The following is a 21,824-nucleotide window of genomic DNA, read 5'->3' on the forward strand; positions in this document are numbered from 1 at the left end:
AGGATGACCGCCACCATCCTGTTCGAAAGCCGTGACGTCACCGTCTCCGAGTTCCGCTGTGCGGCGGTTCCGGGCGAGCGTCCCTATGTCGAGCAGTATTCCGGCTACTCGCTGTCCTATGTGCGCAAGGGGAGCTTCGGCTGTCGGCACCGCGGCCGCTTCTTCGAGCTGGTCACCGGCTCGCTGCTGGTGGGCCATCCCGGCGATGAGTTCATGTGCACGCACGATCACGTCTGCGGCGACGAATGCCTGTCATTCTTCTTCGATCATGCGCTCATCGACGAGATCGGCGGCAACAGGCAGGCTTGGCGGGTTGGCGCGATGCCGCCGCTGCCGGAGCTCATGGTCCTCGGTGAGCTCGCGGAGGCCGTCGCCGCGCGCGAGCAGGACCTCGGTCTGGACGAGGTTGGCCAGATCATCGCCAGCCGCTTCGTCGCGACCGCCACGGGCCAGCAGGAACGGGCGGCGACGCCAAGCCTTCGCGATCGCCGGCGCGCGGTCGAGAGCGCATTGTGGATCGACGACAATGCGGCGCGCGACATCGATCTGGCGGCTGCGGCTGGTGAGGCCGGCGTCAGCCCGTTCCATTTCCTGCGGCTGTTCGCGGCCACGATCGGCGTGACGCCGCATCAATATCTGATCCGCTCCCGCTTGCGGCACGCGGCGCGGCGTCTCAGCGAGGAGGATACGCCGGTCACCACCATCGCCTACGATTCGGGTTTTGCCGATCTGTCGAATTTCACCCGCACCTTCGCGCGCGCTGCCGGCGTGTCGCCGGCGAAGTTTCGCAAGGCGTCGCGCGGCGAGCGCAAGATTCTCCAAGACCATCTGAGCCGCCATTGATTGGATGATCCAGCGCGTGCGGCAGCCGCACGCGAATCATGGAGATCATCGATGTACGATCATATCGGCCTCAAGGTCGGCAATCTGGACGCGAGCGTCCGCTTCTACACATCGGCGCTGGCGCCGCTCGGCCACATCCTCTGCTCCAAGGACGAGGCGTCGGCGGGCATCGGCCCGAAGGGGGAGCCGGCCCTGTGGCTGTATCTCGACAAGGGCGCCAGTAAAGGCGCCGCCCATATCGCGTTCCGCGCCCGGGACCACGCGGCGGTCGCCAGATTCCACAGCGAGGGGCTGAAGGCCGGCGGCAGCGACAATGGCGCCGCCGGGCCGCGCGCGGACTACAGTCCGACCTACTACGCCGCCTTCCTGATCGATCCCGACGGCAACAACATCGAAGCCGTGTGTCCGTGAGGTCCCGGCCATGGCATCGATTCAGAAGGACACCCCGATCGCAGCCTCCGCGGCCGCCGTCTGGGACGCCGTGCGCGACTTCGGCGCCGTTCATACCCGGCTGGCGCCCGGCTTCGTCGTCGATTGCCAGCTCGACGGCGACGTCCGAATCGTGACCTTCGCCAACGGCAATGTGGTGCGCGAACGCCTCGTCAGTTGCGACGAGGCGCAGCAGCGTCTGGTCTACACGATCGAGAGCGAGCGCGTGACGCATCACAACGCGTCCGTGCAGATCATCCCCGACGGCGAGCAGCGCTGCCGGATGCTCTGGATCACCGACGTGCTGCCAGACGCCATCGCGCCCTATATCGAGCAGCAGATGGAGTTCGGCGCGCGCGCGATGCAGGACGCCCTGGGCAGGCTGCGTCCCTAGACGAGCCGCGCAGCCGTTCAGCCGACACGTGGAGACGGCGGGATCTGTGAACCCGACCCGAGCTCGACCGCCAGCACGGCCGGGCGCAGCTCCAGCACCGCGGCCGGCTTCGGACCCCAGCGGGTGAGCATGACGCTGGCGAGCGTCAGCACCCCGAGCAGGACCATCGAGGACGCCGCCAGCATGAAGAAGTCACCCTCGGTCGCGGCACGGCTCAGCAGATAGCTGCCACCCGCAGCGATGAAGACGAGCCGCACCGTCTGCGCCAGCACCGGACCGAGCACCCTGGCGGCGCCCTGCGAGGAGAAATACATCGAGATCGCCAGGCCGATGAAGGCATACATCGGCGCTGCGACCTGAAGATAGTGCCGGCCGGCGCTGCGCGCGCTCTCGTCCTGGGTGAAGATGTCGACCCACAATTGCGGGACGATCGCGATCAGCGTCGACAGCGCACCCACCGACGCGAAAGAGACCAGTCCCGCCGTCCAGGCGATCCGGCGGGCGCGCGCGATTCTCTCCGCACCGATCGCCATGCCGACCATCGGCACCGAGGCCATGCCGACGGAGAACGCGACAGTGGTCACCATGAATTCGAGCCGTGCGCCGATGCCGTAGCCGGCCAGCACGGCGGTGCCGAACGATGCCAGCATGTGCGTGAAGATCGCGATCGACAGCACGGATTGCAGCGGCGAGAAGCAGGCGATGGCGCCGACCTTGAGGATGTCGGCGAACATCGCACGGCTGATCTTGAGGCCCCGCAGCTTCGGCCGGACGCGCGCGCGGCCGGAGAACAGATACCAGCCCATCACCGAGATGCTGACGCAGAACGCCAGCAGCGCGCCGGCGGCGACGCCGCGCATGCCGAGCCCGAGGACCAGGCTGAGCGTGCCGCCCAATACGATCTGCAGCAGCGCCGAACTGAGGATCATGAACGACGGCAGCTTCATGTTGCCGGTGCCGCGCAGGATGCCGGCCATCGAGTTCATCAGCCAGGGCAGGATGGCGCCGCCGAAGAAGATCTGCAGATAGGCCGTGGCATGGCTCAGCACCGCGCCGCGGCCGCCGAGCACCTCCAGCAAAGCGGGACCGAACACCAGCATGCCGACCATGAAGGTCGCGCCGAACAACAGCGCAATCAGCAGCGCGTGCGTGGCGAGGGTCGAGGCCCGTTCGGTGTCGCCGGCGCCGAGCGCCCGCGCGATCGCCGAGGCCACGCCGCCGCCCATGGCGCCGCCGGACATCGTCATGGTCAGGATCACCAGCGGGAACACCAGTGCCATCGCCGCCAGCGCCTCGATACCGAGCCGGCCGATATAGGAGGTCTCCGCGATGACGACGCAGGTGCCGGCCGAGTTCGCGATGATGTTCGGCCAGGCCAGCGACAGCAGGGTGCGCAGAATGGGTCCGTCGACGAGCGCATTCCGAACCGGCTTCGCGATGGGCGGCAACGTACGCCCCTCGCCGACCGGACTGTCGGCCAAGCCGATCTCGGACATGCTCGCTCCCCGTTTGGCCGCGCCATCTGGCGGGACCTTTGTCGTTCCTCCTAGCACACCGCCGGGCCGCGCCCCGTGCAGCGGGCGCATTGGGGGTGCGCGGTCAGCGCGCAGCCGGGCCTAGAGGCGGAAGTGCTTGGAGAGCTTCAGGCCCTGGGCCTGGTAGTTGGAGCCGATGCGGCTGCCATACATCGCGTTCGGCCGGGCCAGCATCTTCTCATAGACGAGGCGGCCGACGATCTGACCGTGCTCGAGGATGAACGGCACCTCGCGCGAGCGCACCTCAAGCACCGCGCGCGAGCCCTGCCCGCCGGCGCCGGCATAGCCGAAGCCGGGATCGAAGAAGCCGGCATAGTGGACACGGAATTCGCCCACGAGCGGATCGAACGGCACCATCTCGGCGGCGTAGTCCGGCGGCACCTGCACGGCCTCCTTCGAAGCCAGGATGTAGAACTCGCCGGGATCGAGAATGAGGCTGCCGTCGGGGCGCGCCTTGATCGGCTCCCAGAACTCCTCCACGGCATAGCCGGCGCGGCGGTCGACGTCGACGACGCCGGTATGGCGCTTGGCGCGATAGCCCACATAGCCGTTGGCATTGCTGCCGGACAGGTCGACGGAAAGAGCGACGCCGCCGACGAGATCCGCATCATCGCGATCCACCAGCCGCTCGGCCTGATGCAGCGCGATCAGTTCGTCCTCCGACAGAACCGCGTCGCGGTAGCGGAAGCGGACCTGGGACAGGCGCGAGCCTTCGCGCAGCAAAACGGGAAACGTCTTCGGGCTGATCTCGGCGTAGAGCGGACCGTGATAGCCGGCTCCGATCATGTCGAATCGTCGCGTGCCGTCGGCGATCACGCGGGTGAACACGTCGAGCCGCCCGGTCGAGCTCTTCGGATTGGCGGCCGCGACGATGTCCTTCGGCAGCGCGAGACTCTCCAAGAGCGGCACGATGTAGACGCAGTTGGTCTCCAGCACTGCGCCGTCGGCGAGCGCGAATTCGTGCAGCTTCAACTCGTCGATACGCTCGGCGACCGTCGCGCCCGGCCCGGGCAGAAAGCTTGCCCGCACGCGATAGGCGATGTCGCCGAGCCGCAGGTCCAGGCTCGCCGGCTGGATCTGGCTTTCGACAAAATCGTATGCGGGGATGATCAGGCCAGCCTCCGCCATCGCCACGATCATGCGATCGGGGAGGATGCCGTGGGCGTCGGGGCTGAGCGAAAACGGCAAGACCTGATCCTTTGCAGGCGCCGGAACGGCGGCTTATCGAGCCTATATAGGGTCTTTTTACCGGTTATCCGATGGCTGGCTTGACGGAAAGGCCGGTTGCGACTATGAGCACGACTTATCCCGTGGTGATTTGAGCCGGCCGGCTTGCAGCCACGTTAAATAAGTCGCTAAACAGGCCGGGGACGATTGTGATCCCGGCCGTGAGGAGTTTTCCCAGGCCGGTTTTTTTGTGCCCATCGCTGGAGGCGGTGGTCACGATGGAGGTCACATGTCGAAGTCCCCCGCGAAGGCCCCGGCGTCGTTCGCCCGCTATCGTCCTGAAACCCGTCTGGTGCATTCCGGCACCTTGCGTTCCGAATTCGGCGAGACCGCCGAGGCGCTCTATCTGACGCAAGGCTTCGTCTACGCCACCGCCGAGGAGTGCGAGGCGCGCTTCAAGGGCGAGGATCCCGGCTTCATCTATTCGCGCTTCTCCAACCCGACCACGGCGATGTTCGAGCGCCGCATGATCGAGCTCGAGGGCGCCGAGGCCTGCCGCTCGGCCGCAACCGGCATGGCCGCAGTCACCACGGCGATCCTCGCTCCCCTCCGTGCCGGCGATCACGTCGTCGCCGCCAAGGCGCTGTTCGGCTCGTGCCGCTACGTCGTCGAAGATCTCTTGCCGCGCTACGGCATCGAATCGACCCTGGTCGATGGGCTCGACCTCGAGCAATGGCAGAAGGCGGTCAGGCCGAACACCAAGTCGTTCTTCCTGGAGAGCCCGACCAATCCGACGCTCGACGTGATGGACATTCCCGCGATCGCCGCGATCGCGCACGCCCATGGCGCGCGGCTGATCGTCGACAACGTGTTCGCGACCCCGATCTGGCAGAGCCCGCTCGCGCTCGGCGCCGACGTCGTGGTGTACTCCGCGACCAAGCACATCGATGGCCAGGGCCGCTGCCTCGGCGGCGTGATCCTGTCGTCGGAGGCGTTCATCGCCGAGCACATCCACAATTTCATGCGCCAGACCGGTCCGTCGATCTCGCCGTTCAACGCCTGGGTCCTGCTCAAGGGCCTGGAGACCTTGGCGGTGCGCGTGCGCGCGCAGACCGAGACGGCGGCGAAGGTGGCCGACTTTCTCGCGGCGCATCCGAAGATCTCGCGGCTGATCTATCCCGGTCGCGAGGACCATCCGCAGGCGGCGACCGTGCGCAAGCAGATGCGCGCCGGCTCGACGCTGGTCGGCTTCGAGGTGAAGGGCGGCAAGGCCGGCGCCTTCCGCACGCTCAACGGCTTGAAGCTCGCGCGCATCTCCAACAATCTCGGCGACGCCAAGACGCTGGTCACGCATCCGGCGACGACGACGCATCAGCGGCTGACGCCGGAGGCACGCGCCGAGCTCGGCATCAGCGAGGGCTTCATCCGCTTCTCCGCCGGGCTCGAGCATGCCGACGATCTGATCGAGGATCTCGACGCAGCCTTGGCGGCGGCGTAGCGAATGGCGAATAGAGAGTAGCGAATAGAATGATCTCATTCCCTATTCGCTACTCGCTATTCCCTACTCGCCCTCGTCACATCGGCCGATAGGTCAGCACATTGGCCGGCGTGTTGATGCCGAGCTTGACCTGGCCGACCGAGCGGATGATGTCGTCGCCGAGCAGCTGGGCGAAGCAGGCGTAGCCCCAATCGCTCATGTGCAGACCGTCCGAGATCACGAACTCGTTGATCGGGATCGCCTGCCGCTCGTGCCAGTCGCGCATCACCTCGAAACGCGGGAAGATGCCGGCGTGATGCAGCTCGGCGATACGCCCGAGCAGCTTGTTCATGCGGCTGGCGTTCTCCGAGCGCTCGTTGACGCGCGGCGAATATTGCAGGTCGACCAGCACGACATCGGAGGCCGCCGCCTGGATCTTGGCGACGCCGTCATCGACCAGCTTGGCGGTCTCGGCGGGATCGAGATCGCGCAGCACCGCATTGGTGCCGACCTGCCAGATCACGAGATCCGGATGCCGGTCGATTACCGACGTCTCCAGCCGCTTCATCATCTCCGGCGCATCCTCGCCGCCGACGCCGGCATTGATGACGCTGATGTCGACCATCGGATATTGCCGGCGCAGCTGCGCGGCGAGCCGATTCGGATAGGTGTAGTCCGGCGCGCTCGCGCCATAGCCCTGCGTCGACGACGAGCCGAAGGCGACGATGACGACCGGCAGGCCGGAGGCGAGCTTGTTGGCGACGTGCGGCAGCGAAATGAAATTCTTCTTGGCGACGCCCTTCGGCGTCAGGCACGGCACGCGGTTGAAGATGTCGGTGGCCGACTTCGCGACCTGCTTGACCTTGTCGATCGCCCGCTCGGTGATGCTGCGCGACGGCGGCGCCGCCACGACGGCCTGCCCGGCTGCAGCCGGCGGCTGTGCATCGGTCATGGCCGGCGCGGTCGTCGCCGCAGGCGGCGAGGTTGTGGCCGCCGGGCGCGCCACGGCGATCGGCCCGGGCACCTGATCGCTCGCCTGCGCCACCGTGACGTGACCGATGCTCGGTCGCCCGCTGATCAGCGGAGCCTTTGGATCGGAGCTCTCCACATCGGAAAGCGCGGCGGGCGCAGCCGGCGCTGCGCTCTGCGCCCGTAGCTTCTGCGGGCTCAGCGCGAGGGCGATGGCAATGACCGCAACGGCCGAAAGCTTCTCCCATGTCCCGGAGACGCGGTGACACTCATTCGACGTCATGAACGACATAACCCTAGTTCTGCTGCGCCGGCCCGATATGCGCCGCGTCGATGATGAACTTCGACAGCGCCCGGCCGAGGCAGTCATGAACCTGCTTGGCCAGCTCGACTCCGTGCGTCGGATTGAACAGGTCGAAATCGCCCTGCTCGTTCCATTGCCGCATGATGGCAAACCGATCGAACAGCGGAATGTCCCGGTGCTGCGCCACCACACGCATGTTGTCGACATAGGGCGGCACGGAGATCAATGTCTCCGTCCGCGGACTGTATTGCAGGTTCATCAAGACGACGTCAGCTCCCGCTTTCTGCAGCGTCGCCACACCGTCGTCGACCGCCTGCCGGAACTCATCAGGATCGATCGACCGCATGGCGTCGACCGTGCCGGTCTGCCAGATGACCAAATTAGGCTTTTTTCCTTCCACCAGTTTAACGAGATTGCCCGCGACCTCCTCGGCCGTCTTCTTGGGCTGCAGCTCGATGCTGAGATTGACGGCGACGGTTGGCAGCTTGTCCTTCAACGCAGCCTGCAGACGGGCGGGGTAGGCATTGGCGTCGGAGGTGCTGACAATGGAGGATGACCTGCTTCCGACGACGAGAATATCCAGCGTGCGGCCGTTCTTGACGGCGTCTGCAACCTTCGGAAGCGGGCTCTCGGTGGTCAGCAGGTAGGCCGGCACCTCGCAGTTCTGCGGCGCCTCTTCCGCGCGCGCAGAGGCCGCCAGCGAAACAGCCAGCACTGCGATACCAAACCTTAACCACGAGACGGACTTCATCAGCCCCCTCCCGCCAGATCGGCGTTGCTGCGCGCACCTTTTCGCGTCGCGCCCTTATCGGCCTCACGCTTGTACCACGAAATCAACGACGCCACCCCCCACATGATGAGGATGCCGCAAAGGCTGATCACCGCGTGCATCATGGCGCCGCCGGACACTTCGGCAAGGACGAAGTGGCCCGCAAACGCCAGAAACACGCCGAGACAGAAGATCTCGAGCGAGTGTTGCCCACAGACAATCAGCGGACGCAGCCACGGCGACTTCAAGAGCGGCCAATCCTTGCGCAAATAGTGCACGGTGAGTGCTGCGAGTGCGAGAAAATGAGCGAAACGCAACACGTCAAGGTCGGTCTTGTCGATCGGATACATCCACTGCTCGATTCGGCGCGGCATCAGATGGCCGAGCTGCGGAATGTACCAGGTCAGGGTCACACAGAAGGCCGCGACCAGATAGGCGACGCAGAGCCCGAGCGTGATCGGCGAGTTGATGATGCGCGACATGCGCCGCGCGCCGCCGAGCGCGCACCAGGCGCCGAACACGAACAGCAATTGCCAGGCGAACGGATTGAAGGCCCAGAAGCCGTTGGGATAGGCCGTCAGATAGAGATCGAGCTCCCAGGTCACGGCATAGAGGATGACGGATAGGCCTAGCGTCACGTCGGGCCGCCAACGCATCAGCCACAGGATCAACGGCAGGAACAACATCAGCACGATGTAGAGCGGCAGCACGTCCATATTGACGGGGCGGAAGCGCAGGATCAGCGCCTGCACGATGGTCACGTCCGGCTGCTTGAGAAAATCCATGATTCCCATCTCTTCGGTGTAGAGCGGGTTCTCGAAGCTGGTCGCGACGTAGGAGATCTCGGCGAGGAAGATCGTGAACAGGAAGACGTGGGCGACGTAGATCTGCCAGACGCGGCGCAGGATGCGCGCGGTTGCGACGATGAAACCGGCATCCTGCATCGCCCGGCCGTAGACGAACGCCGCCGTGTAGCCTGAGATGAAGATGAAGATCTCGGTGGCGTCGGAGAAGCCGTAGTTGCGGAGCGTGAACCACGTCAGCAGGTTCGGCGGCAGATGGTCGATGAAGATCAGCCATAGCGCCAGCCCGCGAAACAGGTCGAGCCGCAGTTCGCGCTCGCCGACCGCCGGGAAGGTGATCGCAGGGACGGCGGTGATGGCGGGTGCAGCGCTGACGGCCGGCGCAGCCGCGACGGCAGATGCAGATGCAACCGCAGGTGCAGCCGCGCTCGCCGCAGCGGCAGTCTCCGTGGCCGGCGCGGGTGCGGCGCTGGCTGCGGGGGCGGACGGTCCGGCAAGGCGATCGACAATCGACGTCATCAGGCACCGCGTCAAAGCTGCCAGCCCTCGAGGCCCGGCAGGGGAAATGTAGGGCTGCGCAGTTTTCGCGCAAGCGATGAAGGACTTATCAGCTGGGCCGTGCCCAGTTTTTCGACCTTGGCGGACGGCTGGTGGCGATCGCACGACGCAGGACAGGGCGATCACCGCCAGGGTGCTGCCGGCCGCGCCCGATCCGAGCCCAAGGAACGGATCGCGCATACGGGCGACAGAGTCCGCGATTCTGGTGCCATAATGCGGAACTGTGTTGAAAGCACGATGGCGTCCCGATTGGTTCCGGCGCTGGTTTCCGCTACAATGCCACCATGTATCGCGCCGTGACTCGCCACATCGAAGTGACCGTCGAACCGAACTTCCTGCCTGAGAAGTCGTCGGTGGCCGATGGCCGCTGGTTCTGGTCCTATACCGTCGTCATCACCAACAGCGGGGAGGAGACGGTGCGGCTGCGCAGCCGGCATTGGATCATCACCGATGGGATCGGCCGGCAGCAGGAGGTCCGCGGCGAGGGCGTGGTCGGCGAGCAGCCGGTGCTCGCGCCAGGCGAGCGCTTCGAATACACCTCCGGCGTCCCGCTCACCACCGCGTCCGGCTTCATGGCCGGCTCGTACCAGATGGAGAGCGAGAGCGGTGAGCACTTCGACATCGCCGTGCCGGCCTTCTCGCTCGACAGCCCCGACGGCAAGCGGGTGTTGAATTAGCTGAGAAGGCATGCAGTTCGACTGCCCCCAGTCGTCCGCTCGCTGTCTCTTGTGCTGCTCTCGACGTTCAACACCTTGTCCTTGCGGCTCGCCTCGCCTGCCGATGTTTGGCCCGCTGTCGTCCCGGCAAGCTTCCGACAACGCGCCAGCGGACGACGTGCAATACGATGGATCCTGTACTCACGCCGCACGTCATCGCTCTCGCGACGCACCTCGCGTCCGAGCTTTGCCCATTCATCCGCCCTCTGCAAATAGAGGGCGCAGGGAAGGCCAGGCCTCGGCTGAGGCCTGCGGCCCGCCTGCAGAAAAAAATGCAGGCGGCAGGTACCACAGGTTCAGCCGGAACGACCCGGCCCTCCCTGCGCGACTGGTTTTAACGGCTGCTTCGCGTTCTCCCTGGCGCGCCGGGCTTTCTGGCCGCCATCCCCACGCGAAGCGAAGCCTCAACGTGAGTTGATATCAGCATCGGGATATCAGGACCGCGCGACTTGACCGTGCGTGGATCGCCGTTCGTCCGCGCAGACTGAACTGCGCTGCGGCAACACACGCCCATCGCCTCCCACTGCCAACGGTCCGTGACGGTCGCGAAACGCCCCTCATGCGGCAACAGGATGCGCGGAAATGTGCCAGTGATTTGCCCGACGGCACAAGTTGTTTGTTGCTGCGACCAATCAACGCGACGGGCAAGGATGTGGCGTCGATCAGCGAGAAAACCGATTTTCAACAACGAACTAATCGAAATCGCCGGCGCACACGAACTCCCGACATTCTCTCCGACGCCGCGCGACGCAGCCTATCGAGCGTCATCGCGAGGAGCGAAGCGACGACGCGCTCGCGATGACGTACGGAGGGCTGTCGCTCGACCACGATCGCTACGATGCGCGGAGCGAGCGCAACAGAGTCAATTCTCCGTCACGCCGGCTTCATGCGGCGTGAACTGATAGACCGAGGAGCAGAACTCGCAGGTGACGACGACCTTGTCGTCCTGCACCATGTCGGCGCGGTCCTGGGGCGAGAAGCTCTTCAGCATGTTGGCGACCGCATCGCGCGAGCAGGAGCAGCGCGCCTGCAGCGGCACGGTGTCGAACACGCGGACGCCGCGCTCGTGAAACAGACGATACAGCAGCCGCTCGCCGGACAGCGCCGGGTCGATCAGCTCGATATCCTCGACCGTCGCGACAAGCGATTGGCCCTCGATCCAGGCCTCGTCTTCCTCGACCGCATGCAGCTCGGTGCCCTCGGGCGCATCGCCGGGATGCAGATCGGCCTGGCGCAGGCGCTCGGGCGCCTGGGGCAGGAACTGCGTCAGCAGGCCGCCGGCGCGCCAGCGGTGCTTGCCGCCGCTCCACTCCTCGCCGACGGCGAGGCGCACACGGGTCGGGATCTGCTCGGAGCGCAGGAAGTATTCATGCGCGGCCTCCTCCAGACTGCCGCCGGTAAGCGCGACGAGGCCCTGGTAGCGGCTCATGTCGGCGCCCTGATCGATGGTCATTGCCAGATGGCCCTTGCCGAGCAGGCCGCCGGAGTCCTTGGCCGAATCCTTCAGCTCTTGCAGTCGCGCCTCGTCATAGCGTGCGTAAGCGCGCAGCCGGTCGGGCGCCTGGAAGTCGACCACCAGGAATGACACCGGCCCGTCGGTCTGGGTCTGCAGGATGAAGCGGCCGTCGAATTTCAGCGAGGAGCCGAGCAAGGTCGTCAGCACGATGGCCTCGCCGAGCAGCTTGCCCACGGGCGCGGGATAGGCGTGCTTGGTGAGGATATCGTCGAGCGCGGGACCCATGCGGGTCAGTCGCCCGCGCAGATCGAGCGCCGCGACCTCGAACGGCAGCACGGCGTCGTCGACCGGCACCGCCGAGGGCGCGCGGCTGGTATCGAGGTTGATGTCGGTTTCGGGGGAATTGGTTGTCATGGGGCGTATTTGGGGATGAAGCGGGGAAAGTGAAGGGGGATGGAACTAGCGTATACCGCGGGCTCCGTATACCTTCTCGTGGGAGAGGATTAGGTCGCATCGCAGGGTGGGGGTGGTGACGCAAGCACCGCATCATCGACCAACGGCCAAGCGCATCCGCGGCTTCGCGAAAGCAATGCGTCGGGAGCCAACTGATGCCGAAGCTGCTATGTGGCGGCTGCTGCGCGACCGCCGCCTGTCGCAGTTCAAGTTTCGACGACAAGTGCCGTTCCGGGACTACATCCTCGATTTCGTCTGCTTCGAGCAGCGCCTGGTCATCGAGATCGATGGCAGTCAGCATGCCGACGCGGTGCGTGATCGGACGAGAGAGGAAGTGCTCGCAAGAGAGGGGTTTAGAGTTGCGAGGTACTGGAACAACGAGGTGCTCCTTCAACGCTCGGCCGTTCTCGAGGACATTCTCGTAAAGCTGAGCGAACCGAGAGAGACCCTTCACCCAGTATGACCGCGCCGCCGGTCGATCATGCCACCACAAGGGAGAAGGTGCACCGAGCTTGCCGCGCGGATTCAAACAAACCTTGAACTAATCAACCGGCGAACGCGATCGAAAGATCAGCCCCTCACGGGATTGATGAATGCGCCCTCTCCCCTTGTGGGAGAGGGCTACACCGACGGAAGCAGCGAACTCACTTGGGTGAGGGGTTGGTGCCACACACTCAAGCCTGAGCCCGGGGCAACCCCTCACCCGGTTTCCATGCTCCGCATGGAAACCACCCTCTCCCACAAGGGGAGAGGGTGCACCGAATACGTAGCTCAAACTTTCTCGTTATCAAGTCCCTAAGCTCGCTCGCCGAAGCACCAGGCCAAGATGCCCTTCTGCGCGTGCAGGCGGTTCTCGGCTTCGTCGAAGACCACCGACTGCGGGCCGTCGATCACCTCGTCGGTGACCTCCTCGCCGCGATGGGCCGGCAGGCAGTGCATGAACAGCGCCTCCGGCTTGGCGAGCGACATCAGCTTGGAATTGACCTGATAGGGCTTGAGCAAATTGTGGCGGTGCTCGCCATCCTTGTCGCCCATCGACACCCAGGTGTCGGTGACGACGCAGTCGGCACCGGCGACAGCGACCTCCGGATCGTGGCCGAGATGGATGTCGGCCCGGGTGGCGCGGATGAAATCCTTCATCGGCTTGCCCGGCGACAACTGCGGCGGGGTGGCGACGTTGAGCCGGAACTTGAAGCGCTCGGCGGCATGCGCCCAGGAGGCCAGCACGTTGTTGTCGTCGCCGGTCCAGGCCACGGTGCGGCCCTCGATGGAGCCACGATGCTCCTCGAAGGTCATCACGTCGGCCATCACCTGGCAGGGATGCGAGCGCCGGGTCAGACCATTGATCACGGGCACGGTGGCATGCGCGGCAAGCTCGAGCAGCGCCTCGTGGCTGAGGATGCGGATCATGATGGCGTCGACATAGCGCGACAGCACGCGCGCGGTGTCGGCGATGGTCTCGCCGCGGCCGAGCTGCATCTCGGTGCCGGTCAGCATGATCGCCTCGCCGCCGAGCTGGCGCATGCCGACGTCGAACGACACGCGGGTGCGTGTCGACGGCTTGTCGAAGATCATCGCCAGCACCTTGCCCTCGAGCGGCTTCTTCGCCGGCTCGCGCGCCTTCAAGGTCTTCTTCATCGCGCTGGACAGCGCCAGCACGTTGCGCAACTCCTCCACCGGCATCTCGGTGAGATCGAGGAAATGACGCGGCGTGTTGCCCATGGTCTTGCTCATGATGCGGCCGCCTGCTTGGCAGGCCCGCCCGACAGCGCCGCGCAGGCGCGATCGAGCATCTCGACCGATTGTTCGATTTCGGATTCGTTGACGATCAGCGGCGGCAGGAAGCGTACGACGTTGTCGCCGGCCCCCACCGTGAGCAGCTTCTGATCGCGCAGCGCCGCGACCAGATCGCCCGACGGCACCACCGCCTTGACGCCGATCAGCAGGCCCTCGCCTCGGATCTCGGAGATGACATCGGGATGACGATCGAGAACGGCACCGAGCTTCTGCTTCAACAGCAGCGACATCTTGCGGACGTGATCGAAGAAGCCGGGCGCCAGCATCACGTCGAGCACGGCGTTGGCCGCGGCGACCGCCAGCGGATTGCCGCCGAAGGTCGAGCCATGCGAGCCCGGCGTCATGCCCGACGCGGCCTCGGCCGTGGCGAGCACGGCGCCGATCGGAAAGCCGCCGCCGAGCGCCTTCGCCAGCGACATCACGTCCGGCGTGACGCCGAGCCAGCGATGCGCGAACAGATCGCCGGTGCGGCCCATGCCGGTCTGGACCTCGTCGATGACCAGCAACAAACCGTTGTCGTCGCAGAGCTGGCGCAGCGCCTTGTAGAACGGCAGCGGCGCGGTGCGCACGCCGCCCTCGCCCTGCACCGGCTCGACCAGGATACCGGCGGTGTGCGGACCGATCGCCTTCTTCACTGCTTCGATGTCGCCGAACGGAACCTGATCGAAGCCGTCCATCGGCGGACCGAAGCCGTCGAGATATTTGGCCGAACCTGTCGCGGCGAGCGTGGCGAGCGTGCGGCCGTGGAACGCGCCTTCGAACGTAATGATACGATAGCGTTCGGAATGTCCCTTGGCGGCGTGATATTTGCGCGTGATCTTGATCGCGCCTTCCATCGCCTCCGCGCCCGAATTGGCGAAGAATACGTAGTCGGCAAAGCTCTGCTCGCACAGCCGCGCGGCGAGGCGCTCGCCATCCGGGCTCTTGAACAGGTTCGACATGTGCCAGAGCTTGGCCGCCTGCTCCTGCAGCGCCTTGACCAGATGCGGATGCACATGGCCGAGCGAATTGACTGCGACGCCCGAGGTAAAATCGAGATAACGGTCGCCATTGGTCGCGATCAGCCACGCGCCTTCGCCGCGCTCGAACGAAAGATCGACCCGGGCGAATACGGGGAGGAGATGCGTAGCGGCAACACTGGTCATGGCGGATCACATGAGCTGACGGGCCGGCCGAGACACGCGCCACGCGGCGCCATCGCGCATCAGGGACCCCACCCTGGAAAACAAAATGTGCCGCCTTTTCAAGGCGGCACGTGCATCTATTGTATGCGGGCAGCGGTGGGAGTCAACTACGCGTCAGCTGATGCATGGGGGGCCGGCCCGTGAGATTCCGGACGCCTGACACAGCTCGAGACGTGCCACAGGGAACCACGGAATGTGTGGACTGCGGCCGCCGACTCTTGCGCGGGAGTCACGCCATATTGTAGCGTTTTCAACGTCGAGTACGACATCTCGTGCGGCAGTTCTGATCCCTCTCGAAGTTCTCTGAGTTTGCGTAACGTCCGGGTGCCTTGCGCGCGCCCGGCGAGGGACAAGGGATTCTGCCGCCAGGGATTTTCTTGAGACAGCATCGCAGCGCCGTCCCGGAATTGGCCGGCGCAACGCGAAGGGAAAGGTTCGATGACCGTATTGACCTGGTCCGACGATCGCGTCGAGCAACTGAAAAAACTCTGGGAAGCCGGACTGTCGGCCAGCCAGATCGCCGCGGAACTCGGAAACGTGACGCGCAACGCCGTGATTGGCAAGGTGCACCGGCTGGGCCTGTCCGGCCGCGCCAAGAGCCCGGCCACCGCGGCACCGCGCCAGCGCAAGGCGGCCCGCCCGGCACAGCCGATGATGCGGGTGGCGCGCCCGGTGGCGCGCGGCAACACAGCGCTCGCGCAGGTTTTCGAGGTTGAGGCGGAGCCCGATCCGGTTGCATTCGACAACGTCGTGCCGATGAACCAGCGGCTGTCGCTGCTGGAGCTCAACGAGGCGACCTGCCACTGGCCGGTCGGCGATCCCTCGAGCGCGGATTTCTTCTTCTGCGGCGGCAAGGCGCTTTCCGGCCTGCCCTATTGTGCGCAGCATTCGCGCGTCGCCTATCAGCCCGCGGCCGACCGCCGCCGCCAGCCGGCGAAGTCGACCACGCGCTGAGCGGCCGGCGACCACGGCGGGCGATGAGGTGCTCCGCATCGCCTCGCGATGTCCGGCCTCTGTTCACAACGATCGATGACGTGCGCCCGGCCTGCGCCGGGCCGCAAGATGCGCCCGCCCGTCAGGCGCGTGCTGCGGGCCTGGACTGCGGAAAGCAGGCCGTGAAGGCGGCGCCGTTGCGCGGCACGCTCTCGATCAGAAGCCGGCCGCGATGGCGGTTGAGGATGTGCTTCACCAGAGAGAGGCCGAGCCCGGTGCCACCCTGCGCGCGGCTGTCGCCGACATCGACGCGATAGAAGCGCTCGGTCAGCCGCGGCAGATGCTCGGGCGCGATGCCGGGGCCGAAATCGCGCACCTTGACCCGGATCTCCGGCGCGTTCTCGGCGGAGACGGCCTGCTCCAGCGAGACGATCACGCGGCCGCCCGAGGCGCCGTATTTCAGCGCGTTCTCGATCAGGTTCTCGAACACGCGCAGCAGCTCCTCGCGGTCGCCGGCGATCGTCACCGGCGCCTCCGGCAGGTTGGTCTCGATCACCACCTGGCGCTCGCGCGCCAGCGACTCCAGCCCGTCGGTGACCTGGCGGATGATGGGGACGACGTCGACCATGGCGTGGGGCTGGACATGCGCCGACAGCTCGACCCGCGACAGCGACAGGAGATCGTCGATCAGCCGCGCCATGCGCGTCGCCTGGATGTGCATGATGCCGAGGAAGCGCTCGCGCGCCTTCGGATCGTCCTTGGCCGGCCCCTGCAGCGTGTCGATGAAGCCCGAGAGCGCCGCCAGCGGCGTGCGCAGCTCGTGGCTGGCATTGGCGACGAAATCGGCGCGCATCTCCTCGACCCGGCGCAGCGGGGTCAGATCGTGGAACGTCATCAGCATGCATTTGTCGGTGCCGCCGAACGCCGTCGGCACCGGCACCGGCGTGATGATCAGCTCCATCCAGCGATCGACCGGAACGTGATCGTGATAGGTGGCGCGGCGGATCTCGGTGGTGGCGATCGCCTCGCGCAGCGCGGTGATGATCTCCGGCGTGCGCAGCGCGAATTGGGCGAGTTCGCCCTTGCGCAAGGCAGGCGCGAGCTGCGCGGCGGCGGCGTTGAGGTGGATGACGCGGCCGGCGCGATCGAGCAGCACGGCGGGATCGGGGATGCCTTCGACCACCGCGCTCACGGCCGGCGCCTCGACCGGGTTGGCGTGGCGCTCCTCCTCCCGCTTGGCGACCGCGCCATGCAGCCGCCACGGCACCAGGGCTGCGGCGGCGATACACAGGAATACCGCCAGGGCCCGCAGCGGCAGCAGCTCGTCCAGCAGCACGAGCCCGGCAAGCGCGAGCGCCGCAGCCAGCAGAATGATCGCAGAATGGCGCAGCCGGTCCGGCCAGGGGGTGAAGATCGAGAGCGCCGTGTCGGAGGGAGCGTCGAGAGCCATCTCGTCCTACTGTTCCCTTGAGCTGGCGTCAGGCACCGGAATCGCTGCGCTTCCTCACAAAAGCGGCTTCGGGCGGGGGGCCCGGATCGAGGCTGAGCGCGGCCTGCCGCAGCCGCTTCGACCGCGTGCTGATGATAACCTCGCGAAACGTCAGCAAGATTACAGAAATGAGGAACGGCGCCAAATAATACAGCATCCGGAACAACAGCATTCCGGCCAGCAGCTCCTCGCGGTCCATCTGCCACAGCCCGACCAGCATCGCGGCGTCGAACACGCCGAGCCCGCCGGGGGAATGGCTGGCGAAGCCGAGCAAGGTCGCCGAGACGAAGATCACGGCCACGACGACGAAGCCGAGATTGGGCTCGTCCGGCACCAGCACATACATCGCGAGCGCGCAGAAGCCGAGGTCGATGATGCCGATCGCGATCTGCAGCAGGGTCAGCGGGCCGCTCGGCAACACCACGGTCCACGGCCCGCGGCCGACCACGCGCGGCTTGGTCCACACCCAGGCGACATACCCCAACAGACCGACCAGGATCGCGATCGCCGCCATGCGGTTGGCCCAGGGCGGCAGCTGGTCGATCGAGGCCGCCGCCTCCGGATGATAGCTGATGCCGAGCCCGAGCACGGCGGCATTGCCGAGCCAGAACGTCAGGCCGGCGAGGAAGCAGATCTTGGCGACGTCGATGGCGTTCAGCCCATGGGCCGAATAGACGCGGTAGCGCACGGCACCGCCGGTGAAGACGCTGGCGCCGACATTGTGGCCGATCGAATAGCTGGTGAAGGCGGCCAGCGCATTGACGCGGTAGGGCACGTGGTCGTGGCCGATCGCGCGCACCGCGAACAGGTCGTAGAAGGTCAGCGTGAAATAGCCGGCGGCAACGAACAGCGCGGCGAGCGCGATCTGATGCGGCTCCGTGCTCTTGATCGCCTCGAGCACCTCGTAGGTGTCGATGCCGCGCAGCATGTGGTAGAGGACGTAGCAGGCGACCGCGATCACAGCGATGCTGATCAGCACGCCGAGCTTGTGCAGGACTTGCTTCTCGCGCAGGAACGTGGCCGCTCTGCGTATGGCTTCAAGCATCTACACCTCTCACCGTGATCCGATCACGACGGCCGGGGACGCCGCGCCCCGGAGGCCGCAGCGTCATGTGCGCATACAACGCCCTCGTAGCGCGTTTCGACGCATTGGGGAACACGGAGCGTGCGAACAAAAGCGTACACATGGATATACTTAGCAGGCTTTACGGAAATGCGATGCACCGTTTTGCCGCACATGAGGCAAGACATCAGGCAAAGACATCAGGCAAGCCATCATGCAGGACGGAGCGTCGGCGCACGCTCCCGGCCAGCCTGCAAAGCCCAGGTTAAACTTCGGTGAGGAACGCGCATCTCCGGGCTTTCCGGGGGGCCCCAGGGCTGGGCGGGTCGTCATCGTTCAACGATAAGCGCCGGCTGCGCGTTTGACAGGGTCGCACCTCGTCAAACCTTCGTGTCTCGCAGTTGCGATGACCCGGGCACGCGGACGGCGGCGCGCGCCGCCGCAGTCTTGGCAGCAGTCTTGGCAGGTGGCGTCGGGCGCAGACCGCCGGGCGGCCGCTTCAGGCCGCCGATTTCGTCCGCATGCTGCGGATCACCACCAGCGCCCGCAGCCACGTGCCGATGGCGCAGCCGACGAGGTAGGGCACGAACATGATCAGCAGCAGCTCGAGCCAGTAGCCGGCCCGTCCGGGGATCAGGCAAGCCACGGCCGCCGCGACCAGGCCGGCGGCCAGCACCGCCAGCAGCCAGGTCAGCCAGCCCGACACGCGCGGGGCGCGATGCACCACGGCGACCCAGCCCATCGCCAGCCCGATGGCGAAGGCGCCGGCCAGCCAGCCCCAGTGAAAGGCAACGAGATAGGCCATGACGTTACCTCACCACGAATTCGATGCGGCGGTTCTGTGCCCGGCCGTCGGCGGTGTCGTTGGAGACGACCGGCTGGGTGCTGCCATAGCCGATCGGGGTGAAGCGGTCGGCCGGCAGTCCGGCCTTGACCAGATAATCGACCACGGCCTGGGCGCGCTTCTGCGACAGCACCTGATTGGCCGCGGGGTCGCCATCGGCATCGGTGTGGCCGATGATCTCGACATTGGCGGAGGGGCAGCGGAACGCGATCTCGACGAGGCGGTCGAGCAGACCGGTGGAATCCCTGTCGAGGTCGCTGCGGCTGGTCTCGAATCGGATCTTCGCCTTGCCGAGCAGGTCCGAGAACAGCTGCTGGCACACCGTGGGATCGACCGGGGCGGCTGCCGGCTTCACCGTGATGTCGGCCTTCACCTGCCAGCCCTGCGGGACATCCTTGGCGAGCCCGGTCCGGATCTGGGCGGCGGCGGCGTCATAGAGCGCGTCGCCGGAGATCTTGATGTCGCGGTCGGACACCACCAGCGTGCCGGTCGACAGCCGCGACAAGGCGCCCAGCGCCGGCACCACCGCATTCACGAAGTTGGTGGGCGCACCGATGCTGTTCTTGAGATTGTCCACGACCTTCTCGCTGAAGAATTTTCGCGATGAAGAGCCGACGACGACGGCGTGGATGTTCTCGTCGGGAACGTTGCCGGCGAGCGTCACGGTGACCGCGACCGGGTCCTTGTAGGCCTGGAAGATGTAGGGCGGCGCCTTGACGTCGTTGCTGGCGACCTTGAAGCCGTCCGGCAGCTTGCCGAGCGCAGCTGCGATCGCCTCGCGGCCGCCGAGCTCGCGTGCCATGCCGGACAATGCGACCTCGCCATCGGAGATCGTGAACTTGCCGTCCTTCAGCCTGCCGATCTGGCCGATCAGCAGCAGCGCCGCATCCTCGAAGCGCGTTGGCGCGCCGCGCGCCAGGCCCATCTGGTCCGCGACCTCCACGCCTGGCAGCGCCGCCCGCGTCGCGTCCATCAGCCTGCCCTTCAAGGCGGGCAACGGCGCATTGCCGCCCAGTGTCACCCGGACGACGTCGCGTTCGGCCGACCAGACGAAGGGCTTGGCCTCGGGGACCAGCCGCGTCTCGTCGTTGACGAGCCGCACGCCGGCCACGCCGTCCACCGCAGCGACCGCATCGCGGCGTCCAGCCTCAGAAAATGCATTGGCGCGCAGCGAGACATCGCGGCCATCCACCGTGATGCTCGTCCTGTCGAGCACGGCCCCCTTCAGGACGGCCGAACTGCGGCCGGCGAGATCATTCTCCAGGGGAACGGTGCTGGTCCAGGCCGCGAGGCCCCAAAGCACGATCAGCGGGAGGACGCCAGGCCACCATTTCCCGCTCCACCTGAAAAGTCCACGCATTCGTCATCCGTCGCATCGAGGAAGCAGAGAGAAAACAAACCCTTGCATGCCTGTCAAACCGGAAATGAGGCGCGCCGCACGGTACGTTGCGACCGCAGGCTAAGGCTTTCTTCAATCATTCGTCGGTAACCTTGTCCCGACACTCACCGGGCCGCATATTTCAGATGAGGCGATTTCGCAAAACCTTTATCCGTGCCGGCCTGGAAGCGCTGTATCTGAGCGGCGCGCATGTCTGGCTGCGCCCGATCTTCTCGGGCGTGGGAGCGATCTATACGCTGCATCATGTGCGGCCGCACCACGACGCCGATTTCCAGCCCAATCGTCACCTCGAGGTCACGCCGGATTTCCTGCGCGAAATGTTGTCGCACCTGCGCGACCACGACATCGAGATCATCACCCTCGACGAGTTGCACAGCCGGCTGGTGGCGAAGGACTTCTCGCGCCGCTTCGCCTGCTTCACCTTCGACGACGGCTATCGCGACAACCGCGACTTCGCGCTGCCTGTCATGCGCGAGTTCGATGCGCCGTTCACCATCTATGTGACGAGCGATTTCGCATCGGGACTGGGCCGGCTCTGGTGGGTGACGCTGGAGCGGCTGGTCGCGAAGGCGCAAACGATCGACATCGAGATCGGCGGGCTGTCGCTGCAGCTCGATGCATCGACGCCGGCAGCCAAATGCGTGACGTTCCAGCGCCTGCACGATTGGCTGCGCGCACTGCCGGGCGAGCACGACGTCCGGCGTGAGATCAGCGCGCTGTGCGCGCGCTACGACGTCGACGAGGCCTCGATCTGCCGTGAGCTCTGCCTGTCCTGGGACGAGCTCCGGGCGCTTTCGACTGAGCCATTGATCTCGATCGGCGCACATTCGATCAGTCACTGCAATCTCGCCAAGCAGACCGAGGAGACGGCGCGCATCGAGATCACCGACAGCCGTGCTCGGATCGAGAACGAGTTGCAGCGGCCGGTGCTACACATGGCCTATCCCTACGGCGACCGCGCCGCCGCCTCCCAGCGCGAGTTCGTGCTGGCGGCCGCGAGCGGCTACAAGACCGCCGTCACCACCCGCCCCGGCATGATCTTCGCCGGGAGCGCCGATCATCTCACGGCCCTGTCGCGTGTCTCGCTGAATGGCCACTACCAGGACGCCCGCGTGCTGCCGGTGCTGACCTCGGGCGCGGCCACCGCGATGTGGAACGGCTTCCGCCGCATCGACGCGGCATAGCCCCGCCATAACGTTCCCCCGATTGAATTGCGGCGAATTCGTGCGACTGCGTCTCACT

At 66.0% G+C, this 21,824-nt stretch carries 20 protein-coding genes and 1 riboswitch; of the genes, 8 read left to right on the forward strand and 12 right to left on the reverse strand.

The features are described from left to right. The first annotated feature begins 3 nt into the window (after positions 1-3). Genes QX124_RS17255 through QX124_RS17265 form a run of 3 tightly spaced genes read left to right on the forward strand, consistent with a single transcriptional unit; the run spans position 4 to position 1,666 of the window. Positions 4-843: an AraC family transcriptional regulator gene (locus QX124_RS17255; RefSeq protein ID WP_315735788.1), complete on the forward strand. Its 840-nt coding sequence runs from the start codon at positions 4-6 to the stop codon at positions 841-843. A gap of 51 nt (positions 844-894) precedes the next feature. Next, positions 895-1,254 carry a VOC family protein gene (locus QX124_RS17260; protein WP_315797785.1) on the forward strand — a complete coding sequence of 120 codons (360 nt, stop codon included), beginning with the start codon at positions 895-897 and terminating at the stop codon, positions 1,252-1,254. Positions 1,255-1,264: 10 nt separating this feature from the next. Beyond that, complete coding sequence (locus QX124_RS17265) at positions 1,265-1,666, forward strand: SRPBCC family protein (RefSeq protein WP_315797786.1); 402 nt, start codon at positions 1,265-1,267, stop codon at positions 1,664-1,666. Between the two features lie 17 nt (positions 1,667-1,683). Here QX124_RS17265 and QX124_RS17270 read toward each other — a convergent pair whose 3' ends face one another. Next, the gene (locus QX124_RS17270; protein WP_315797787.1) at positions 1,684-3,162 is read right to left on the reverse strand and encodes an MATE family efflux transporter; all 1,479 of its coding nucleotides are present in this window, start codon (positions 3,160-3,162) and stop codon (positions 1,684-1,686) included. Between the two features lie 120 nt (positions 3,163-3,282). Next, positions 3,283-4,389 (reverse strand): 2'-deoxycytidine 5'-triphosphate deaminase, encoded by a 1,107-nt coding sequence (locus tag QX124_RS17275; RefSeq protein ID WP_315735780.1) that lies wholly within the window; start codon positions 4,387-4,389, stop codon positions 3,283-3,285. A 112-nt stretch (positions 4,390-4,501) separates the two neighbouring features. Then, positions 4,502-4,581: riboswitch (SAM riboswitch) on the forward strand. A gap of 76 nt (positions 4,582-4,657) precedes the next feature. Between QX124_RS17275 and QX124_RS17280 the strand changes: the two genes are divergently transcribed. Beyond that, the gene (locus QX124_RS17280) at positions 4,658-5,866 is read left to right on the forward strand and encodes an O-succinylhomoserine sulfhydrylase (RefSeq protein ID WP_315797788.1); all 1,209 of its coding nucleotides are present in this window, start codon (positions 4,658-4,660) and stop codon (positions 5,864-5,866) included. 76 nt (positions 5,867-5,942) lie between these two features. Here QX124_RS17280 and QX124_RS17285 read toward each other — a convergent pair whose 3' ends face one another. Genes QX124_RS17285 through QX124_RS17295 form a run of 3 tightly spaced genes read right to left on the reverse strand, consistent with a single transcriptional unit; the run spans position 5,943 to position 9,209 of the window. Next, positions 5,943-7,097 (reverse strand): SGNH/GDSL hydrolase family protein, encoded by a 1,155-nt coding sequence (locus QX124_RS17285; protein ID WP_315797789.1) that lies wholly within the window; start codon positions 7,095-7,097, stop codon positions 5,943-5,945. A gap of 13 nt (positions 7,098-7,110) precedes the next feature. Then, positions 7,111-7,869, reverse strand: coding sequence for an SGNH/GDSL hydrolase family protein (locus QX124_RS17290; RefSeq protein ID WP_315797790.1), 759 nt, complete (start codon positions 7,867-7,869; stop codon positions 7,111-7,113). After that, complete coding sequence (locus tag QX124_RS17295) at positions 7,869-9,209, reverse strand: OpgC domain-containing protein (RefSeq protein ID WP_315797791.1); 1,341 nt, start codon at positions 9,207-9,209, stop codon at positions 7,869-7,871. Before QX124_RS17295 ends, QX124_RS17290 begins: the two co-directional genes overlap by 1 nt. Before the next feature lie 323 nt (positions 9,210-9,532). On the opposite strand from QX124_RS17295, the gene apaG reads away from it, so the two are divergent. Then, positions 9,533-9,925, forward strand: a complete 393-nt coding sequence (apaG, locus tag QX124_RS17300; RefSeq protein WP_315735770.1) for a Co2+/Mg2+ efflux protein ApaG — start codon at positions 9,533-9,535, stop codon at positions 9,923-9,925. Positions 9,926-10,826: 901 nt separating this feature from the next. Here apaG and QX124_RS17305 read toward each other — a convergent pair. Then, positions 10,827-11,834, reverse strand: a complete 1,008-nt coding sequence (locus QX124_RS17305) for an Hsp33 family molecular chaperone (RefSeq protein WP_315797792.1) — start codon at positions 11,832-11,834, stop codon at positions 10,827-10,829. A 115-nt stretch (positions 11,835-11,949) separates the two neighbouring features. Between QX124_RS17305 and QX124_RS17310 the strand changes: the two genes are divergently transcribed. After that, entirely contained in the window at positions 11,950-12,336 is a 387-nt protein-coding gene (locus QX124_RS17310) for an endonuclease domain-containing protein (protein WP_315774321.1), read from the forward strand. A gap of 332 nt (positions 12,337-12,668) precedes the next feature. Here the strand turns inward: QX124_RS17310 and argF are convergent, their stop codons facing one another. Next, entirely contained in the window at positions 12,669-13,595 is a 927-nt protein-coding gene (argF, locus tag QX124_RS17315) for an ornithine carbamoyltransferase (protein ID WP_315717175.1), read from the reverse strand. An 8-nt stretch (positions 13,596-13,603) separates the two neighbouring features. Beyond that, positions 13,604-14,815 carry an aspartate aminotransferase family protein gene (locus tag QX124_RS17320; RefSeq protein WP_315797793.1) on the reverse strand — a complete coding sequence of 404 codons (1,212 nt, stop codon included), beginning with the start codon at positions 14,813-14,815 and terminating at the stop codon, positions 13,604-13,606. 477 nt (positions 14,816-15,292) lie between these two features. Between QX124_RS17320 and QX124_RS17325 the strand changes: the two genes are divergently transcribed. Continuing rightward, positions 15,293-15,808, forward strand: coding sequence for a GcrA family cell cycle regulator (locus tag QX124_RS17325; RefSeq protein ID WP_315717142.1), 516 nt, complete (start codon positions 15,293-15,295; stop codon positions 15,806-15,808). Positions 15,809-15,929: 121 nt separating this feature from the next. Here the strand turns inward: QX124_RS17325 and QX124_RS17330 are convergent, their stop codons facing one another. From QX124_RS17330 to QX124_RS17345, 4 genes are all read right to left on the reverse strand, one after another. Continuing rightward, positions 15,930-17,237: an ATP-binding protein gene (locus QX124_RS17330; RefSeq protein ID WP_315797794.1), complete on the reverse strand. Its 1,308-nt coding sequence runs from the start codon at positions 17,235-17,237 to the stop codon at positions 15,930-15,932. Between the two features lie 28 nt (positions 17,238-17,265). Further along, entirely contained in the window at positions 17,266-18,321 is a 1,056-nt protein-coding gene (locus tag QX124_RS17335; RefSeq protein ID WP_315740515.1) for a lysylphosphatidylglycerol synthase domain-containing protein, read from the reverse strand. A gap of 517 nt (positions 18,322-18,838) precedes the next feature. Continuing rightward, complete coding sequence (locus tag QX124_RS17340; RefSeq protein ID WP_315740516.1) at positions 18,839-19,144, reverse strand: hypothetical protein; 306 nt, start codon at positions 19,142-19,144, stop codon at positions 18,839-18,841. 4 nt (positions 19,145-19,148) lie between these two features. Beyond that, positions 19,149-20,543 (reverse strand): OmpA family protein, encoded by a 1,395-nt coding sequence (locus QX124_RS17345; RefSeq protein ID WP_315797795.1) that lies wholly within the window; start codon positions 20,541-20,543, stop codon positions 19,149-19,151. Between the two features lie 164 nt (positions 20,544-20,707). On the opposite strand from QX124_RS17345, the gene QX124_RS17350 reads away from it, so the two are divergent. Then, positions 20,708-21,766 (forward strand): polysaccharide deacetylase family protein, encoded by a 1,059-nt coding sequence (locus QX124_RS17350; protein ID WP_315797796.1) that lies wholly within the window; start codon positions 20,708-20,710, stop codon positions 21,764-21,766. The last annotated feature ends 58 nt before the right edge of the window (positions 21,767-21,824 follow it).

Origin of the sequence: Bradyrhizobium sp. SZCCHNRI3043 (genome assembly GCF_032377735.1) — a bacterium.
In the GTDB taxonomy this organism is placed as follows: Bacteria; Pseudomonadota; Alphaproteobacteria; order Rhizobiales; family Xanthobacteraceae; genus Bradyrhizobium.

Excerpts from the sequence above, each read along its gene's own strand:
- QX124_RS17280 (WP_315797788.1), top strand. The coding sequence starts at position 4,658 with ATGTCGAAGTCCCCCGCGAAGGCCCCGGCGTCGTTCGCCCGCTATCGT.
- QX124_RS17330 (WP_315797794.1), bottom strand. The coding sequence starts at position 17,237 with ATGGCTCTCGACGCTCCCTCCGACACGGCGCTCTCGATCTTCACCCCC.
- QX124_RS17340 (WP_315740516.1), bottom strand. The coding sequence starts at position 19,144 with ATGGCCTATCTCGTTGCCTTTCACTGGGGCTGGCTGGCCGGCGCCTTC.
- QX124_RS17255 (WP_315735788.1), top strand. The coding sequence starts at position 4 with ATGACCGCCACCATCCTGTTCGAAAGCCGTGACGTCACCGTCTCCGAG.
- QX124_RS17305 (WP_315797792.1), bottom strand. The coding sequence starts at position 11,834 with ATGACAACCAATTCCCCCGAAACCGACATCAACCTCGATACCAGCCGC.
- QX124_RS17290 (WP_315797790.1), bottom strand. The coding sequence starts at position 7,869 with ATGAAGTCCGTCTCGTGGTTAAGGTTTGGTATCGCAGTGCTGGCTGTT.
- QX124_RS17295 (WP_315797791.1), bottom strand. The coding sequence starts at position 9,209 with ATGACGTCGATTGTCGATCGCCTTGCCGGACCGTCCGCCCCCGCAGCC.
- argF (WP_315717175.1), bottom strand. The coding sequence starts at position 13,595 with ATGGGCAACACGCCGCGTCATTTCCTCGATCTCACCGAGATGCCGGTG.
- QX124_RS17325 (WP_315717142.1), top strand. The coding sequence starts at position 15,293 with ATGACCGTATTGACCTGGTCCGACGATCGCGTCGAGCAACTGAAAAAA.
- QX124_RS17345 (WP_315797795.1), bottom strand. The coding sequence starts at position 20,543 with ATGCGTGGACTTTTCAGGTGGAGCGGGAAATGGTGGCCTGGCGTCCTC.
- QX124_RS17260 (WP_315797785.1), top strand. The coding sequence starts at position 895 with ATGTACGATCATATCGGCCTCAAGGTCGGCAATCTGGACGCGAGCGTC.
- QX124_RS17350 (WP_315797796.1), top strand. The coding sequence starts at position 20,708 with ATGAGGCGATTTCGCAAAACCTTTATCCGTGCCGGCCTGGAAGCGCTG.
- QX124_RS17285 (WP_315797789.1), bottom strand. The coding sequence starts at position 7,097 with ATGACGTCGAATGAGTGTCACCGCGTCTCCGGGACATGGGAGAAGCTT.
- apaG (WP_315735770.1), top strand. The coding sequence starts at position 9,533 with ATGTATCGCGCCGTGACTCGCCACATCGAAGTGACCGTCGAACCGAAC.
- QX124_RS17320 (WP_315797793.1), bottom strand. The coding sequence starts at position 14,815 with ATGACCAGTGTTGCCGCTACGCATCTCCTCCCCGTATTCGCCCGGGTC.
- QX124_RS17265 (WP_315797786.1), top strand. The coding sequence starts at position 1,265 with ATGGCATCGATTCAGAAGGACACCCCGATCGCAGCCTCCGCGGCCGCC.
- QX124_RS17335 (WP_315740515.1), bottom strand. The coding sequence starts at position 18,321 with ATGCTTGAAGCCATACGCAGAGCGGCCACGTTCCTGCGCGAGAAGCAA.
- QX124_RS17270 (WP_315797787.1), bottom strand. The coding sequence starts at position 3,162 with ATGTCCGAGATCGGCTTGGCCGACAGTCCGGTCGGCGAGGGGCGTACG.